A 17390-nucleotide genomic window follows, 5' to 3' on the forward strand; every position below is an offset into this window, starting at 1 on the left:
GTGCCGGAGCCGCCCGGAGAAGAGAATTTTTGTGCTATGAAGATAAAATTTGCTATCACGGCCCTCTGTGCCGCCCTGCTGACCGGGTGCGGCGTGGCCATCAAATATTCGCTCTCGGGCGCCTCGATCCCGCCCGATGCCAGGACTTTCAGCGTGGCCTATTTCCCCAACAACGCCACGATGGTTGCGCCCATCCTCAGCTCGACGCTCACCGATGCGCTCGTCGACATGTTCACCCGCCGTACCCGCCTGATGCAGGTCGAAGAGGGCGGCGACTTCGCTTTCGAAGGCGAGATCATCAACTATACCTCCACCACGGCGTCGGTGTCGAGCGACGATTACGCCCTGCTGAACCGCCTGACGATCACCATCAAGGTGCGTTTCACGAATGCCCTCGACGAGAAACAGTCCTGGAACAGGACTTTCACGTCCTACGAGGACTACGAATCCACACGTCTGCTGACCGAAGTCGAGGGGGAGCTCATCCCGCAGATCGTCGACAAGCTGGTGACGGACATTTTCCAGGCTTCGGCTTCGAACTGGTAAACCTTCGCGGCAATGGCTGACCTGAAACAATATATCGCATCGTCCGGCGCGGGTGAACTTCCCGCAGAGGCGGAACTCGACGCGTTGCTCGCGCGCTGCGAGTGGTTCGACCTGGCGCGTATCGTGCGCGAAATCGCCACGGGCAGGCCCGATCCCCGGCTGGACGTGACCGCCCCGTGGCGTGCGCAGAGTTCGCTGCGCATGGCTGCGGTCGATGCCGATGCCCTGTGCCGGCTGTCGTCCGACGACATCATCGACCGTTTCCTGCGCGAGGAGGATCTGCGCATCGTGGCCGCCGACGGCGAACCCGAGGAGGAGGTGTGCACCGAGGCCGTGCTGGACGACGACGACCAGGTCGTGAGCGAGGAACTGGCGGAAATCTATCTTGCCCAGGGGCTTCGGGACAAAGCCATAGCGATTTATCGCAAATTAAGTTTGCGAAATCCCGAAAAAAGTGTTTACTTTGCCGAGCTAATTGGCAAATTGGAAAACAATAATTAAATTTCAACGATATGTTATACACGATTTGCATTGCCTTGATACTCATTGCCAGCGTTCTGGTGATCCTTGCGGTATTGGTGCAGAACCCCAAGAGCGGCATGGCCGCCAATTTCGGCGCGTCCAACCAGGTTATGGGTGTGCGTGAAACTTCGGATTTCCTCGAGAAATTCACTTGGACGATGGCTATCGCTATCGTTGTGCTGAGCCTCGTGGCTACGCTCGCCATGGACAAGGGGCGCGTCGCAGAGAGCAACAGCGAAATTTCGAAGGACGCCAAGGCACTTCAGGAGCGTGTCCTTGAGACCGAGGCGCCCGCCACGATGCCCCAGGCCGAGATTCCGGCACAGGCTCCGGCCGAAACCCCTGCGGAGCAGCCCGCCGAATAGGGTAGTATCCCGGAGGCTGCCCCTGACGACGGGGAACAGAAGACAAAAGACTGCGGAAGCGATTCCGCGGTCTTTTTTTTGTATTGTGCATTTCCTGTATACATTTCCTGTCTTTTCTGCTTCCACCGCCTGTTCCCCGCGTTCCCGGTGTTCCCGGTGTTCCCCGCATTTTCTCCGTTCTTCTCCGTTCTCTGCCCCATCTGCCCACCCCCATCCTCCTCTGCTTCTGCCTTTGGTTTTTTCGTCTGTCCCTGTCTGTCCCTGTTTGCTCCCTCCTTCCTTTCCGGCTTTGCCCTTGCAGCCTGTGCTTCTTGTTCCGCATAACTTGTTCATGTGCGATCTTTCATTTTTTTGCTATCTTCGTTTGCCGTCCTACTACTGCATCCTCTTCGAGCCTCTTCCTGGGGCCTCCTCTTCCTGGGGGTGTCCACTTTTTGCCTCCTCTCCGCGTTCCACGCTTCTGCCCCCCCCCTTCCTCTGTGATAGCCTCGGAATCGTAATAAATGTTTTTAATGGCTTTGACTCTTTGAAAATAACTTTATCTTTGGTGGGTTATAAAATAATTTTTATCTTTGTATGTCAAGAGTTTTAATCAATATATTACGTGTATATGTATATTTATTTTAAATATATTTCCTAATGAAAACCAAAACTTATGTAAAAGGCATTGCCGCATTTTGTGCCCTCGCGGCGGTCGCCTGTACGGGCGTCCAGCAACCCCGGGGCGATGTGGCCGTCTATCTGGACGAGTCGCAGCCGCTTGAAAAGCGCGTCGAGGACGCCCTTTCGCGCCTGACGCTCGAAGAGAAGGTCGGGTTGCTGCATGCGCAGTCTAAATTCTCGTCGGCGGGCGTTCCGCGGCTGGGCATACCCGAAGTGTGGTGCACCGACGGCCCGCACGGCATCCGCCCTGAGGTCTTGTGGGACGAGTGGGATCAGGCCGGCTGGACGAACGACTCGTGTACGGCATTTCCGGCGCTGACGTGCCTTGCCGCGACGTGGAACCCCGAAATGTCGGCCCTCTACGGCAAGTCCATTGGCGAGGAGGCGCGTTACCGGGATAAGGACGTGCTGCTGGGCCCCGGCGTCAACATCTACCGCACGCCCCTGAACGGGCGCAACTTCGAGTATATGGGCGAAGACCCTTTCCTGTCGGCCCGCATGGTCGTGCCTTACGTGCAGGGGGTACAGCAGAACGGGGTTGCCGCCTGCGTGAAGCACTTTGCCGTGAACAACCAGGAACTGCGGCGCCATGAGGTCGACGTGGTGGTCGACGACCGTGCCCTGCACGAGATCTACCTTCCGGCCTTCAAGGCTGCGGTGCAAGAGGGCGGTGCGTGGGCCATCATGGGCGCCTACAATAAATACAAGGGCGAGCATTGCTGCCACAACCAATACCTGCTGAACGACATCCTCAAGCGTGACTGGGCGTTCGACGGCGTGGTCATCTCCGACTGGGGCGGCGTGCACGATACGCGCGAGGCCATCTTCAAGGGGCTCGACATGGAGTTCGGCACGTGGACGGACGGCCTGAACTGGGGCGCGACCAATGCCTACGGCAATTACTACCTGGCGAATCCCTACCTCGAACTGCTCCGCAGGGGCGAGGTGGGTACCGGGGAGCTCGACGACAAGGCCCGCCGCGTGCTGCGCCTGATCTTCCGCACGGCGATGAACAGCCGCAAACCCTTCGGGTCGCTCTGCTCGCCGGAGCATAATGCCGCGGCACGCCGCATTGCGGGCGAGGGTATGGTGCTGCTCAAGAACGACGGCGGGGTGCTTCCCGTCGACCTTTCGAAAACGAAGAAACTGCTTGTCGTGGGCGAGAACGCCGTGAAGATGATGACCGTCGGCGGCGGTTCCTCGTCGCTCAAGGTGAAACACGAGTGTACGCCGCTGGAGGGTATCCGTGCGGCCGTCGGCGACAAGGCCGAGGTGCTCTACGAGCGCGGTTACGTCGGCGACGTGACGGGCGACTACAACGGGGTCGTGACCGGACAGGATCTCTCGGAAGGACGCTCCGGGGCTCAGCTCCTCGCCGATGCCATCGCCGCAGCCCGCAAGGTGGATGCCGTGGTGTTTATCGGCGGCCTGAACAAGGGCGACCATCAGGATTCCGAAGGCGCCGACCGTTTGCAACTCGGGCTGCCTTACGGACAGGATGCCGTGATCGGGGCTTTGGCCGAAGCCAACCCCAACCTTGCCGTGGTGTTCGTCTCGGGCAATGCCGTGGCGATGCCGTGGATCGACCGCGTGCCCGCCGTACTGGAGGCATGGTATTCGGGCTCCGAGGCCGGCAATGCGCTGGCCGACGTATTGTTCGGTGCCGTCAACCCTTCGGGTAAACTGCCCTTCACCTTCCCGGTGCGTCTGGAGGATTGCAGCGCCCACTCCGCCGGGGAGTATCCCGGCGAGGGGCAGGTCGTCTACCGCGACGGGATCTTCGTCGGTTACCGCTGGATCGAGAAGGAGCGGATCGAACCCCTGTTTGCCTTCGGCCACGGCCTGAGCTATACGACGTTCGACATTGCCAACGTGCGGGCGGATCGCACGTCGCTTGCAACGACGGGCAGGCTCCGGGTCTCTGCCGACGTGACCAATACGGGCGGACGTGCCGGCGCCGAAGTCGTGCAGCTTTATATCGGCGACAAACTCTCGTCGCTGCCGCGTCCCGTGAAGGAGCTCAAGGGCTTCGAAAAGGTATACCTCGCGCCTGGCCAGAGCCGAACCGTCACGTTCGAAATCGACCCCGGGATGCTCGCATGTTACGACGATGCGAAAGGTGCCTGGGTCGCAGAGCCCGGTGAATTCACCGCCTATGTCGGCGCCGCGTCGGACGACATCCGCGGAACCGTCGATTTCGTGCTGAAATAATCCCCGCTGCGTGGGCGTCGCGGAACCGGCGCTGCGGAATGAGCGGGTGCGGCGGACAGGCTACGGCCGCTGCCAGCGGTGAGCACCACCCTTGAGGCGGCTCCTACCTTGTGCCCGAAATAGCAACAACCCCCGCAAACTCGATGGTTTGCGGGGGTTGTCGTTGCCGGGCTTTCGCGGCCCTGCGATATCCGCCGCAGCGTGAACTGCGGGGCTCGCCCGTTGCCGGAACCTATCCTTTGATCCCTGTCCAGTAGAGCACATGCCGCCGCAGGGGGTGCCCCTCCGGCAGGGCTGGGTGGTTGAACTGACCCACGCACTCCATGCCGATTTTCTGCATGACCCGCTGCGAGCGCAGGTTGGCGACGGCGGTGAAAGCAATCACCTCCTCGATGCCGAGTTTTGCCGCGAGCGCAAGGCACGCCTGCGCGGCTTCCGGGGCGTAGCCGTTGCCCCAGGCGTCGGCACGCAGCCGCCATCCGATCTCGATCTGGCCGCACAGCCCGTCGAACGTCACGCGGTGCAGACCCGTGTAGCCGAGCAGCAACCCGTCCGAAATCCTTTCCACGGCGTAAAGCCCGAACCCTTCCGTTTGGAACTCTTCGCGGATATGCCCGAAGAATGCTGCCGACTCTTCCCGGGTCAGCGGGGCGGGGAAATACTCCATCACGCGCGGGTCTGCGTTCATGGCCGCAAACGCGTCGAAATCATCCTCCCTCCATGCACGCAGTACGAGGCGGGATGTCTGTGCCGGAAAAATCATAGTTTTAATCTTTATCGTGTGAATGTTGCGTCTCGAATAGAGGCGGAACCGAGCGCAGACCCTGTACCTTCGTTTTGAGCCTGCCGGGATTTTTGCCGTGCCGTCCGGTTGCTGTTTTCCGGTTACTGTTTCCGGTTACTGTTTCCGGTTGCTGTTTTCCGGTCGCTGTTTCCCGTCAGCGTCATCTGCCTGCCGTTATCCGGTTACCTACCGTTATTTGGTCGCCGCAGCCGGGCTTTGTCGTCGCTTGCCGGATATTGGCCGGGTAATCCGACCGGGTTTGTATATCTTCCGTCGGCTTTGCCGCTGTTTTTGAGGCTCTGCTGCCCCTCCCCGGCTCCGGCCTTACTCGGCCACCTCTTTTTTCGAGCGTTTGCGGGTGTTGATCGTCAGGTAGCGTTGCAGGGTCTGCTGCAGGCGCACGGGGTCGATGTCGCGGCGGAGCTCCCCGCCCTGCGCGATCGAGATGCCGCCCGTCTCCTCCGAAACGACGATGATGATGGCGTCCGATATCTCGCTCATGCCGATCGCAGCGCGGTGGCGGGTGCCGTAGGATTTCGGGACGTCGCTCTGCGTCACCGGCAGGATGCACTTTGCGGCCACGATGCGGTCGCCTTCGATCAGTACGGCGCCGTCGTGCAGGGGGGCGTTCTTGAAAAATATGTTTTTTAACAACGACGTCGAAACCTTGGCGTCGAGGGCGATGCCGCCCTCGGCGATCAGCCGCAGGTCGCTCTGCTGGCCGATGACGATCAGCGCACCGGTTTTCGTTTCCGACATTTCGCGGCAGGCCGTGACGATCGGCACGACGTTGGTCTGCACCGTGTCGTCGCCCGTCGAGAAGATGCGGGTGATGAAGTTGAAGTGCTTCTGGCGCATCCCGATCACCTGCAGAAACCTCCGCAGTTCGGGCTGGAATACGATGATCAGCGCAATGGCCCCGACCGAGATCAGCTGTCCGAGTATCGTCGACAACAGTTCCATGTTGAGCGTCCGCACCACCACCCACAGCAGGTAGATGGCGATGATCCCCGAGAGGATATAGGGCGCGTTGGTGCCTTTGGTCATGCGGTAGATCCAGTACATGATCACGGCGACCAGGATGATGTCTATGAAATCGACGAATGTGAACGGAACGAAACCCATTGCTTGTGTGTTGCTGTTAATTTGCCTGCAAATGTATAAAAAATTACGGACATTCCGCTTTTGCGCTCCGATTATGTCTCCTGGCTGCCCGCCGCCTGCGTACTACCGCCCGTTACCTGGTGTGCCTGCCGTCGCCCGTCGCAGCATGTTGCCTGCTCTGCCGCCCGAAAAAAAAAGCCGCCCCGGATCGGGACGGCTCGGCGGGGGGCAATGCACACTCCCTTATTTCTTGGCGGCTTTCTTGTCCGCTGCGTAGAGCTCGTTGACCTTCGCAAGCACGGCGGGCGTGATGTTGAGCGTCGAATCGGCGTCGATCAGTGCCGTGGCGTTGATGATGAGCTTGTATTTCTTGTCGCCGTTGATCTCCTGCACGGCGCGGTGCAACAGATCCTGCGCACGGTTGGTGAACACGTAGTTCTCTTCGTCGAGCGCCTGGGCCTCTTTCTGTGCGGAACTCTGGTACGAAGCCACACGCTTTTCGATGCTCTGCTGCTGGGCCTGTGCATCGTTGGTGGTAATCAGCCCTTTCTGGTATTTTTCCTGCAACTGGGCGGCTTCGGCCTGCAGGTTTTGCTCTTTCTGAGCCCAGCTCTTCTGAGCTTTCTGGGTCTTTTCCTGCAGGGCTGCGCCTTCATTCAGGAAAAGGTCGCATTGTGCCAGTACGGCTTCGACCTGCACATAAGCGATATCGCTTGATCCGACTTCGCGGGCAACCTCCTCGGCGGCGGCCGTCTCGGTGGTCTTCGTACCGCAGGCTGTCATGGCGCAAGCCGCAACGAGCGCCGTAAAAAGCATTTTTTTCATGTCGTTTTTTATCTGTTTTAGTTAAATATTCGGCTTTTGAATCACAAAGGTAAAAAAAAATCTTTATTTTTGCCCCACGCCTTGTAAATTTTGAATTTCATGTACGAATACATCAGCGGAACGGTCGCCGAGGCGACCCCGGCCTATGCGGTCATCGATGCCGGAGGTGTCGGTTACTACCTCCATATCTCGCTCGAAACATTTGCGGCCGTCGAACATGCGCAAAACGCCCGTCTGTACGTGCACTACATCGTGCGTGAGGACGCCCAGATCCTGTACGGTTTCGCAACGAAAGTCGAACGCGAATTCTTCCGCCATCTGATCAGCGTTTCGGGCGTGGGGGGCAATACGGCGCGTATGATCCTTTCGACCTATTCGCCGCGCGAGTTGCAGGGGATCATCACCTCGGGCAATGCCGTACTGCTCAAAAACGTCAAGGGTCTGGGGCTGAAAACCGCCCAGAAAATCATCGTCGAACTGAGCGGCAAGCTCACCGGACTGGCCGAGGGCGATACTCAGGCGATCCCGTCCGCAGGCGGGGAGTCGCTCGACGAGGCGCTTTCGGCGCTGGTCATGCTGGGATTCGCCAAGGCTCCGGCCGAGAAGGCGTTGCGCGGCATCATGCGTGATAATCCGGCCGTTTCGGTCGAGGATTTGGTGCGAATGGCCTTAAAAATCCTATGAAAAAGCTTTTTTTATCAATAAAAGTGTAAAAAATCCCCCCCCCACAATTTGGCAGGGCAGATTATTTGCTATACATTTGCGGCATCGTATTTTTATACGCCGTAATATTTGTTAAACTTGCTTGCTAAATGGAAGAGGCGCTCCCACTTGGATTTATTATCCTCTTGCTCTGCATCGTTTGTGGTGCCGTCGCCGTCGCAATAGGGATCTATGTACTGAAGCAACGGCGGCTCCAGCGGCTTAAAAACCCGCGGAAAGACTATTACCGCTGATTGCAGAAAGAGATTTATGACGGCTGAAGCCGTCTTTTTTTTGTCCCCGGCACGCTAACCGGGGCTTTTTTTACGTTTCATGCTTTGAAATCGGATTGTTTTTGTAAATTTGCACGATAATACGACGATGAAAAGACTATTGATCATATGCCTATCCGCTGCGCTCGTGTCGCTGGCCGGCTGTTCCGACGACGAAGACATCCAGCCCGCGCAGAAGGAGAAGATAGTCTCTTTCCTGACCGGGACGCACGCCCCCCGGCTCGTCGCCGAGGAGAACCTGGAGGAGGGCAGCAACCAGCCCTACTACACGGTTTCAGGCGATGCCGTATACCGCTACATTACCGATATCTACAATCCCGACCGGGTCAACTGGCCGGAGGTAACCCCGACCTCGACCGTGAAGATTACCTTCCGCGCCTATGTCTTCACCTATGCGAATATCGTGACGACGGGTTCGGAAAATAACTGGACCGTACCTTATTATACGAACGATGCCGCCCTGAAAAGTTTTCTGGAAGGGCGGGGGCTCAATACCGAATGGTGGACGTTCGAGCCGCTGACGGTGGATATGCGACACCCCGGTATAATAAAAGGGATGGCCGATGCGTTACTTGGTTGCCGCGAGGGCGATGCCGTCGAGGTGTATATGACATACAATATGGCCTATGGCGACGACTATTTCGGCATTATCCCGAAGGAGAGTCCCATAGCCTGGTTTTTTACGGTGGATGCAGTGGATCCGGTCGACCCGGTCGACCCGGAGAATCCGGGCGGCCCCGTGGAACCGGCGAATTAAATGTTGAGTAAAATACAAACCGAACATATGAAATTTATCGCTCGTTTTCTGTACGTGCCGCTCGCCGGCCTACTGGTGCTGACGTCCTGCGCGAAAGAAGAAACGGAATCTTACGACAAATTCGAGAACCAGGCGCTCGAGGCATGGATGACCCAGCACCGCAGCGACCTGGTGGAGAACCTCCAGTCCGAAGGGCTGTACTATATCGACCTGCTCGATGCGGGCGACCTTGCGTCCGATCCGATCAACACCGAGGACATCTGGGTGTCTTTCGATTTTTCGGGGCGCGATTTGAGCGGCAACATCATCCTCACGCGCAATGCCGACGATGCCGTGCTGGCCGGGTCTTTCTCCAAGTATACCCACTATGTGCCTTTCTACCGCTACTGCGGCTCGGAAAACTCAGGACTGATGGAAGGGACGTGGCTGGCCATGCGCCGTACGCTGACGCTCGGCGATACCTATTTCCGGAATAACAAAGACCGGCTGGGCATCACCTCCCCCGAGGTGACGCTGCGCTACGGCTCGAAAATCCGGCTCTACATGCCTTCGTCGGTGGTCGGCAACGGCGTCGAGGGTACGGGCGGATATGAGGGGCAGGAAGGTTATTCGCTCAGTTCCAAACGCCCGTTCATCGTGACCATGGAGATCCGCGACACGGTCAGCAACCCGCTCGAACGCGAGGGTACCGATGTGGATGACTTCTGCGAACTGAACGGCGGCCTGCAGATTTACAGCAAGGGCGACGACGACACGCCCGCCACGGAGGTGCCGGAAGACCCCGAGGATCCCGAACACCCCTACAGCGAGACTTCCAAGCGCTGGGTCAGCGCCTGCGACTCGATCCCCCAGGTCTATGTCAACGTGCGCTACAACCCGGCCGAGCCCGGGGATCAGCTCTCCTTCCCTGCGCCTTACCACGTGGGCTACGAGCCCTATGTCAGCGAAGCTTCGGTCAGGGATATCGACATGCAGATCGCCGAGGCACTTAAAAAACGTTTCCACGGCGAGGGCGACGATTACGAGAAGTATGAGGGGGTCAAGAAACTCGAAGCCGACTCCGTGACGCTCGAAGGCACGGCCAAAATCTGGTATATCGGCCGTTTCCTCGACGGGTTCATCTTCGACACGAACATCGACGAGGTGAAGAAGATCATCTACGGCGAGGTCGCGCAAACGGGTACGGCGCTCGAATACACCCCGTCGAGCGGCGGGATGATCCAGGCGTTCTACTACGCCATCCCCAACCTCAAGTTCGGCCAGTGGGCGGAGCTCATCACCACGTCGACCAACGCCTACGGTTCGTCGGGCAAGAGCGGCTCGTCGAGTTCGTCCACTTCGGGGTCGAGCGGTTATTCGTCGAGCTACCTCGATTATCTCAACTACCTCAATTACGCCAATAGCTACTACGGCAGCGGCGGATACTACGGCGGTTACTACGGCGGCTATTACGGCAGCTACTACGGCGGTTACTACGACAGCATGTACGGCTCCGGCTACGACAGTTCCAGCACGGGTACCACCGTGACGACCATCACCACCGAGATCCCGTCGTTCACGCCCCTTATTTTCCAGCTTTACATCGAACCGGAAGATTGATCCGGCTTCGCTGCCGGTGTGGAAAAACCGTCCTTTCGCAATAGAAGGGGCGGTTTTATTTATGTTCCGTTCTTGTTACGTTTTTATTTCACTTTTTAAGGCAGAAATTTTGCAGTTCCGCAAAATTGTATTAACTTAGTGATGCAGAACTTCAACTTAAAATTCAACGGATATGATTATCACATTTAACGAGTTGCGCCGTATCAAGGACAGGTTGCCCAGCGGCAGCTCGCAACGCATTGCAGATGAACTGGGACTCGACGTAGAAACCGTCCGCAATTATTTCGGGGGCAAGCACGAGGCTAAGGAGTGCGTGGGGGTTCATTTCGAACCGGGCCCGGACGGTGGAGTCGTTACACTGGACGACACGACGATCCTCGATGTTGCAATGCGTATCCTTGGCGACCAGAACAAATAGTTGTTAAGAGTTAGTCCGGCCTTCGGGCCGGGTCGTAGGGCCTGCGAAAACGCAGGCCTGTTTTTTTCGCTCTATTTTCCGGCGCCCCTTGTTTTTCCGGTAACCCTTGTTTTTCCGGCGCCCCTTGTTTTTCCGGCAACCCTTTCTTTCCCCGACTGCCCTTCTTTTCCCGGCTGTTCCTTTCCCCGTCCCTGTCCGACGCCCCTGCTGATTGCCCGTGTCGCTGCCGTATGCCTTCGTCCGCTGCCCGGTTGCTTGCCTTCCTGCTTTGCACCTCCCGTTCCTCCCCGGCCTTTCTGCCAAAATAACACCCTGGGCGCAGTTGCCGGGACGGTCGCACGGGGAAATTCTGCCATTATGCTGACAATTTGGCAGGGATTGCTGTTTGGTACAACCTTTGTTCGATCTACTGGCGTGACCGGCAACCGGAACCGCAGGGCGAAGGGGCGGGGCACAGGGCAACGTAAAAAATATCATTAAACTTATATACGATTATGGCAAAAATTATTGGTATTGACTTAGGTACTACGAACTCCTGCGTAGCAGTGATGGAGGGCAACGAGCCCGTGGTTATTCCCAACTCCGAGGGACACCGCACGACCCCGTCTGTGGTGGCTTTCACGGCGGACGGCGAGCGTAAGGTGGGTGACCCGGCTAAGCGTCAGGCCATCACCAACCCCAAACGTACGGTCTTTTCGATCAAGCGTTTCATGGGCGAGCGCTACGATCAGGTTACGGCCGATATAGAGCGTGCCCCCTATTCGATCGTCAAGGGTGACAACAACACCCCGCGCGTCGATATCGACGGCCGCCAGTATACGCCGCAGGAGATTTCGGCCATCATCCTGCAGAAGATGAAGAAAACGGCCGAAGACTACCTCGGACAGGAGGTTACGGAAGCCGTCATCACGGTTCCCGCCTATTTCTCCGACTCGCAGCGCCAGGCTACGAAGGAGGCTGGCGAGATCGCCGGGCTGAAGGTGCGCCGTATCATCAACGAGCCTACCGCAGCCGCACTGGCCTACGGTATGGACAAGAAGAGCAGCGATATGAAGATCGCCGTGTATGACCTCGGCGGCGGTACGTTCGATATTTCGATCCTCGAGCTGGGCGACGGCGTCTTCGAAGTGAAGTCGACCAACGGCGATACCCACCTGGGCGGCGACGACTTCGACCACGTGCTGATCGACTACATGGCCGAGGCGTTCAAGGCCGAGCACCAGATCGACCTGCGCCAGGATCCGATGGCCTTGCAGCGTCTGAAGGAAGCTGCCGAGAAGGCGAAGATCGAACTTTCGTCCTCGACCTCCACGGAGATCAACCTGCCGTACATCATGCCCGTCAACGGCATTCCGCAGCACCTCGTTATGTCGCTCACGCGTGCCAAGTTCGAGCAGCTGTGCGACCACCTGATCCGCAAGACCATCGAGCCCTGCAAACTCGCTTTGCGCGACGCGGGCCTCGACGCTTCGCAGATCAACGAGGTGATCCTCGTCGGCGGTTCGACCCGTATCCCCGCGATCCAGAAGATCGTCGAAGAGTTCTTCGGCCGCACGCCCAACAAGAGCGTGAACCCCGACGAAGTGGTGGCCGTAGGCGCCGCGATCCAGGGCGGTGTGCTCACGGGCGAGGTGAAGGACGTGCTGCTGCTCGACGTTACGCCGCTGTCGCTGGGTATCGAGACCTTGGGCGGTGTGATGACCAAGCTCATTGACGCCAACACCACGATCCCGACCCGCAAGTCGGAGACCTTCTCCACGGCTGCCGATAACCAGCCTTCGGTCGAGATCAACGTCTGCCAGGGCGAACGTCCGCTGGCCCGCGACAACAAGTCGATCGGCCGCTTCCACCTGGACGGCATTCCCGCCGCTCCGCGCGGTGTGCCGCAGATCGAGGTGACGTTCGATATCGACGCCAACGGTATTCTGAACGTCTCGGCCAAGGACAAGGGTACGGGCAAGGAACAGAAGATCCGTATCGAGGCTTCTTCGGGCCTTACCGAGCAGGAGATCCAGCGTATGCGCGACGAGGCCAAGGCCAACGAGGCCAAGGACAAGGAGGAGAAGGAGCGTATCGACAAGATCAACGCCGCCGACTCGAATATCTTTGCCACGGAGAAGCAGCTCAAGGAGTATGGCGACAAGCTCCCCGCAGACAAGAAGTCCGCGATCGAGGGCGCGCTGGCCAAGCTGAAGGAGGCACACAAGAACGCCGACGTGGCGGCCATCGACACGGCCATCGCCGAGCTGAACGCCGCATGGCAGGCTGCATCGCAGGACATCTACGCACAGCAGCAGGCGCAGGGCGCACAGCCCGGGGCCGATGCCGGCCAGTCGCAGTCGCAGGCCAATGCCGGCGGCGCGTCGAATGGCGGCGACAGCTCTCAGCCCGAGGACGTTGAGTTCGAAGAGGTGAAGTAATACGCGAAGTGTTCGGGACACTTCAGCCGCAAGGCTTTCCTATAAATTCCCAGGGGTGCGATCCGGTTTTCCGGGTCGCACCTTTTTTTGCCTATCCCCGTTCCGCCCGCCACATGCCGTAGAGGATCAGTGCCGCGCCTGCCAGTGCCGCGGGGGTGATGCGCTCGCCGATGCAGGCCGCCGCCGTGATGATCGTCACCAACGGGTTGAAATAGATGTAGTTGGTCGTGCGCACGGCTCCCAGCCTGTGCATCGCGGCGTTCCACAGGACATAGCAGAGCATCGAGGCTACGATCCCCAGGAACAGCAGGTTGCCCCACACGGCGGGGCGGGCCAACACCTCTGAAGTGATCGAAAAAGGCTGGAAAACGAATACCGGCAGGATGGTCAGCAGCCCGTAGAAGAATACCTTGCGGGTGATGAATACGGCAGGGTAGCGGCCGCCGATGCGTTTGATGACCAGCGAATAGACCATCCACAGCAGCGCCGCCGACAATGCCAGCATGTCGCCTCGGGGTGAGAGCCGGAGCACGAAGCGTCCGTTGAGGACGACCAGCACCATGCCTGCGAACGCCAGCGCAGAACCCATGGCCTGCCGCCGCGTCATCCGTTCGCCGCGGTAGAGCAGGCTCAGCAGTACGGCCGTCCATACGGGCGCCGTGCAGACGATCAGCGAGACGTTCGACGCCGGGGCGTATTCCAGCGCCATGTTTTCGGTCAGGAAATAGAGCGAGCCGCCCGTGATCCCCGCTACTGCCAGCGTCATTTCGTCACGCCATCCCGATGCCCACAACCGCCTGCCGGACAGGGGCCAGATGCAGATGTAGGCCATGGCGAACCGCAGCAGGAATATCTCCGCCGGGGTCAGCGAATTGGCGATGAGTACCTTCGTCGAAACGAACGTCGCTCCCCATACTGCCACGCTGAAGAGCGCCGCAAGGTGGTACTTGTACTCCGTATATTTTATCATACGGCTTCAAAATTACAGTTTTTTTATCTTCCCGACGCAAATCTTAATTCGTTATTTCCGATTTTCAATTCTTTTTTCCTATCTTTGCGTGCTATTATGCGTAATGACAATAATTACAACAGATAATAACAAAATTTTTCAACTCAAATGCAAAGTAAAGGTGCTATTAAATTACTCGCAGTCCTTTTGGCGCTTGCGTGTGTTTACCAGCTCTCCTTCACGTTCAAGACGCGGAGCGTAGAGAAGAAGGCGTCGGAGTACGCCGCGCAGTTCCCCCTCGACCAGCAGGGCGAGGCCGAACAGCATTACCTCGATTCGGTTCAGAATCTGGGTGTTTATAACCTCGGGTTCAAGAAGTTCACCTACAAGGAGTGCAAGGAGAAGGAACTGAACCTGGGTCTCGATCTCAAGGGCGGTATGAACGTCATGCTGGAGGTGCAGGTCGAGGATGTCGTCAAGGCGCTCGCCGGCGACAGCCAGAACGATCCCGCCTTCGTCGGCGCCATCGCCGAGGCCAACGCGGCCCTGAAGGACGGCACCTCGAAAGACTATATTTCCGACTTCGTGAAGGCCTACCAGCGCCTTTCGAACGGCGGTTCGCTGGCTGCGATCTTTGTCAGCCCCGACCGCAAGGACATCACGCTCGAAAGTTCCGATGCCGACGTCGAGAAAATCCTCAAGAAGGAAACCGATGCCGCCATCGCCGCTTCGTTCAACGTCCTGCGCAGCCGTATCGACCATTTCGGCGTTACGCAGCCCAACATCATGCGTCTGCCCAACTCGCACCGCATCCTGGTCGAGCTGCCGGGCGTGAAGGAGCCGCAGCGTGTGCGCGACCTGTTGCAGGGTACCGCGTCGCTCGAATTCTGGCTGACCTACGATGCCCGCGAGGTGCTTCCCGCACTGGCTGCCGCCGATAAGCTCATCAAGGCCGAGTTGGCCGAGCTTCCTGCCGCCACGCAGCCCGAGACCGCATCGGCCGAAGCCGAGGCCGTCGGTGAGCAGACCGCTTCCGGCGACGCCGCAGGCCTGATCGCCGAGATCGGCGCCGATTCCGTTGCCGCTGCCGGGCAGGTGGACGCAGGCCGCTACGACCGTACGCAGAACCCGCTGCTGGCCGTGCTCGACCCGAATGAGGCGGGTGGTGCCGCCATCGGTGCCGCCTATAAGGCCGACATGGCCGCCGTCAACGAATACCTGGCGAACCCCGCGGTGCGCGAGCTCTTCCCGGCCGACATCGACTTCAAGTGGGGTGTCAAGGGCGACGATAAGATCGACGGCCGCTACTACCTCTATGCCATCAAGGTTTCCACGCCCGACGGCAAGGCTCCGCTGGACGGGTCGGTCGTGACGAGCGCCACCGAGCAGTACGCCCAGCGCGGCGCTACGGCCGAGGTGTCGATGACCATGAACGGCGAGGGTACGCAGGAGTGGGCGCGCCTGACGGGCGAGAACATCGGCAAATGCATCGCCATCGTCCTCGACGGGTACGTATATTCCGCACCCCGCGTGAACACCAAGATCGACAAGGGTTCCTCGCAGATCACGGGCGACTTCACGATTCAGGAGGCGAAAGACCTTGCCAACGTACTCAACTCGGGTAAGGTTCCCGCTCCGGCCAAGATCATCCAGGATACCGTCGTGGGCCCCTCGCTGGGTCAGGAGTCGATCAACGCGGGTATGCTCTCGTTCGTGATCGCCTTCATCCTCGTGCTGCTCTACATGGGCCTGTTCTACAAGACCGCAGGCTGGATGTCCGACGTCGCCCTGCTGACCAACGTCTTCCTGCTGATGGGCGTCTTGGTGTCGTTCGGCGCCGTGTTGACGCTGCCGGGTATCGCGGGTATCGTCCTGACGATGGGTATGGCCGTCGATGCCAACGTCATCATCTACGAACGTATCAAGGAGGAGCTGCGCGGCGGCAAGGGGCTCTCGCTGGCCATCAAGGACGGTTTCTCGAAAGCCTACTCGGCCATCATCGACGGTAACCTGACGACCATCATCACCGGTATCGTGCTCTTCATCTTCGGTAACGGCCCCGTACAGGGCTTCGCCACGACCCTTATCATCGGTATCATCACTTCGTTCTTCAGCGCCGTGTTCATTACGCGCCTGCTGATCGAGTGGATCGTCGCCAGGTGGGGACATATCTCCTTCTCGCGCAAGTGGTCGGAGAACTTCCTGAACAACACGCATTTCGATTTCATCCGCGTGCGCAAGGTGGGTTATACGATCGCCGTGGTGCTGATCGCCCTTTCGTGCATCTCGTTCGTGGCCCGCGGCCTGAACCTCGGTGCCGAGTTCACCGGCGGCCGTGCCTATGTGATCCGCTTCGACAAGGCCGTTTCGGCCGAGGAGGTGCGCCAGAACCTTGGCGAGGCGTTCTCGCAGCACGCCGGTGCCGACGCTTCGGCGATCAGCTTCGAGGTGAAGCAGTACGGCAACGAGAATCAGATGCGCATCGTGACGCAGTACCGTTACGACGACACGTCGGACGAGGCTACCGCCGAAGTGGAGCAGATCATCTTCGATGCCCTGAAGCCGCTCTATTCGTACGACATCTCCTTCGAGCAGTTCCGTAATACCCAGACCGACGTCAACGGTATCCTCACTGCCGACAAGATCGGCCCTTCGATCGCCAAGGACATGACCTGGAACGCCATCTACTCGGTGTTGTTCTCGCTCATCGCCATCGGCCTCTACATCACGTTCCGCTTCAAGCGCTGGCAGTGGGCATCGGGCGCCACGCTCGCACTGGCCGTCAACGCGCTGTTCATCATCGGCCTCTTCTCGATGCTCTACGGTTTCGTGCCCTTCAACCTGGAGGTCAACCAGGCGTTCATCGCCGCGATCCTTACGATCATCGGCTATGCCATCAACGATACGGTGGTCGTCTTCGACCGTATCCGCGAGTATCTGGGCCTCTATCCCAAGCGCAACCTCAAGGATAACGTGAACAACGCCATCAACTCGACGCTGTCGCGTACGATCAACACCTCGGGTACGACGCTCGTGACGCTGCTCGCCATCTTCTTCTTCGGCGGCGAGACCATCCGCGGCTTCATCTTCGCCCTGACGGTCGGCGTCATCGTGGGTACGGTGGCTACGATTTTCATCGCTACGCCGGTCGCTTACGACCTGATGGCCAAGCGTGCCAAGATCGACAAGGAGTAATACACCTATTTCTTATACGTAAATAAAATGGATTGCA

14 protein-coding genes are annotated in these 17390 nt (G+C 58.7%); 10 read left to right on the plus strand and 4 right to left on the minus strand.

From position 1 onward, the window contains the following. The first annotated feature begins 36 nt into the window (after positions 1 to 36). The 4 genes from lptE to DW189_RS12495 all read left to right on the plus strand — a co-directional run bounded on the left by lptE (position 37) and on the right by DW189_RS12495 (position 4307). Positions 37 to 546, plus strand: coding sequence for an LptE family protein (gene lptE / locus DW189_RS12480; protein WP_117508416.1), 510 nt, complete (start codon positions 37 to 39; stop codon positions 544 to 546). Positions 547 to 558: 12 nt separating this feature from the next. After that, positions 559 to 1047: a hypothetical protein gene (locus DW189_RS12485; RefSeq protein ID WP_022333790.1), complete on the plus strand. Its 489-nt coding sequence runs from the start codon at positions 559 to 561 to the stop codon at positions 1045 to 1047. Between the two features lie 11 nt (positions 1048 to 1058). After that, on the plus strand, positions 1059 to 1433 hold the full coding sequence (gene secG, locus DW189_RS12490) for a preprotein translocase subunit SecG (RefSeq protein WP_018696927.1): 375 nt from the start codon (positions 1059 to 1061) through the stop codon (positions 1431 to 1433). A gap of 639 nt (positions 1434 to 2072) precedes the next feature. Further along, on the plus strand, positions 2073 to 4307 hold the full coding sequence (locus DW189_RS12495; protein ID WP_117508417.1) for a glycoside hydrolase family 3 C-terminal domain-containing protein: 2235 nt from the start codon (positions 2073 to 2075) through the stop codon (positions 4305 to 4307). Positions 4308 to 4539: 232 nt separating this feature from the next. On the opposite strand, the gene DW189_RS12500 is transcribed toward DW189_RS12495, so the two are convergent. The 3 genes from DW189_RS12500 to DW189_RS12510 form a co-directional block, all read right to left on the minus strand. Then, positions 4540 to 5070, minus strand: coding sequence for a GNAT family N-acetyltransferase (locus DW189_RS12500; protein ID WP_117508418.1), 531 nt, complete (start codon positions 5068 to 5070; stop codon positions 4540 to 4542). 345 nt (positions 5071 to 5415) lie between these two features. After that, positions 5416 to 6216 carry a diadenylate cyclase CdaA gene (gene cdaA / locus DW189_RS12505; protein WP_022332284.1) on the minus strand — a complete coding sequence of 267 codons (801 nt, stop codon included), beginning with the start codon at positions 6214 to 6216 and terminating at the stop codon, positions 5416 to 5418. Between the two features lie 222 nt (positions 6217 to 6438). Continuing rightward, a complete protein-coding gene (locus DW189_RS12510; protein ID WP_117508419.1) occupies positions 6439 to 7020 on the minus strand; it encodes an OmpH family outer membrane protein in 582 nt (193 codons plus the stop codon). 99 nt (positions 7021 to 7119) lie between these two features. Between DW189_RS12510 and ruvA the strand changes: the two genes are divergently transcribed. The 5 genes from ruvA (at position 7120) to dnaK (ending at position 13209) form a co-directional block, all read left to right on the plus strand. Further along, positions 7120 to 7704 (plus strand): Holliday junction branch migration protein RuvA, encoded by a 585-nt coding sequence (gene ruvA / locus DW189_RS12515; RefSeq protein ID WP_117508440.1) that lies wholly within the window; start codon positions 7120 to 7122, stop codon positions 7702 to 7704. Between the two features lie 399 nt (positions 7705 to 8103). Further along, the gene (locus DW189_RS12520; protein ID WP_117508420.1) at positions 8104 to 8772 is read left to right on the plus strand and encodes an FKBP-type peptidyl-prolyl cis-trans isomerase; all 669 of its coding nucleotides are present in this window, start codon (positions 8104 to 8106) and stop codon (positions 8770 to 8772) included. Positions 8773 to 8799: 27 nt separating this feature from the next. Then, positions 8800 to 10371 carry an FKBP-type peptidyl-prolyl cis-trans isomerase gene (locus DW189_RS12525; protein ID WP_117508421.1) on the plus strand — a complete coding sequence of 524 codons (1572 nt, stop codon included), beginning with the start codon at positions 8800 to 8802 and terminating at the stop codon, positions 10369 to 10371. A 172-nt stretch (positions 10372 to 10543) separates the two neighbouring features. Continuing rightward, positions 10544 to 10789: a hypothetical protein gene (locus tag DW189_RS12530; RefSeq protein ID WP_018697335.1), complete on the plus strand. Its 246-nt coding sequence runs from the start codon at positions 10544 to 10546 to the stop codon at positions 10787 to 10789. A gap of 494 nt (positions 10790 to 11283) precedes the next feature. Further along, the gene (dnaK, locus tag DW189_RS12535; protein WP_032134379.1) at positions 11284 to 13209 is read left to right on the plus strand and encodes a molecular chaperone DnaK; all 1926 of its coding nucleotides are present in this window, start codon (positions 11284 to 11286) and stop codon (positions 13207 to 13209) included. Positions 13210 to 13300: 91 nt separating this feature from the next. On the opposite strand, the gene DW189_RS12540 is transcribed toward dnaK, so the two are convergent. Further along, positions 13301 to 14179 carry a DMT family transporter gene (locus DW189_RS12540; RefSeq protein ID WP_117508422.1) on the minus strand — a complete coding sequence of 293 codons (879 nt, stop codon included), beginning with the start codon at positions 14177 to 14179 and terminating at the stop codon, positions 13301 to 13303. 147 nt (positions 14180 to 14326) lie between these two features. Between DW189_RS12540 and secDF the strand changes: the two genes are divergently transcribed. Next, on the plus strand, positions 14327 to 17353 hold the full coding sequence (secDF, locus tag DW189_RS12545) for a protein translocase subunit SecDF (RefSeq protein WP_117508423.1): 3027 nt from the start codon (positions 14327 to 14329) through the stop codon (positions 17351 to 17353). Positions 17354 to 17390: the final 37 nt, after the last annotated feature.

The sequence above is a fragment of the Alistipes sp. AM16-43 genome (assembly GCF_003435745.1).
Taxonomy (GTDB): domain Bacteria; phylum Bacteroidota; class Bacteroidia; order Bacteroidales; family Rikenellaceae; genus Alistipes; species Alistipes onderdonkii.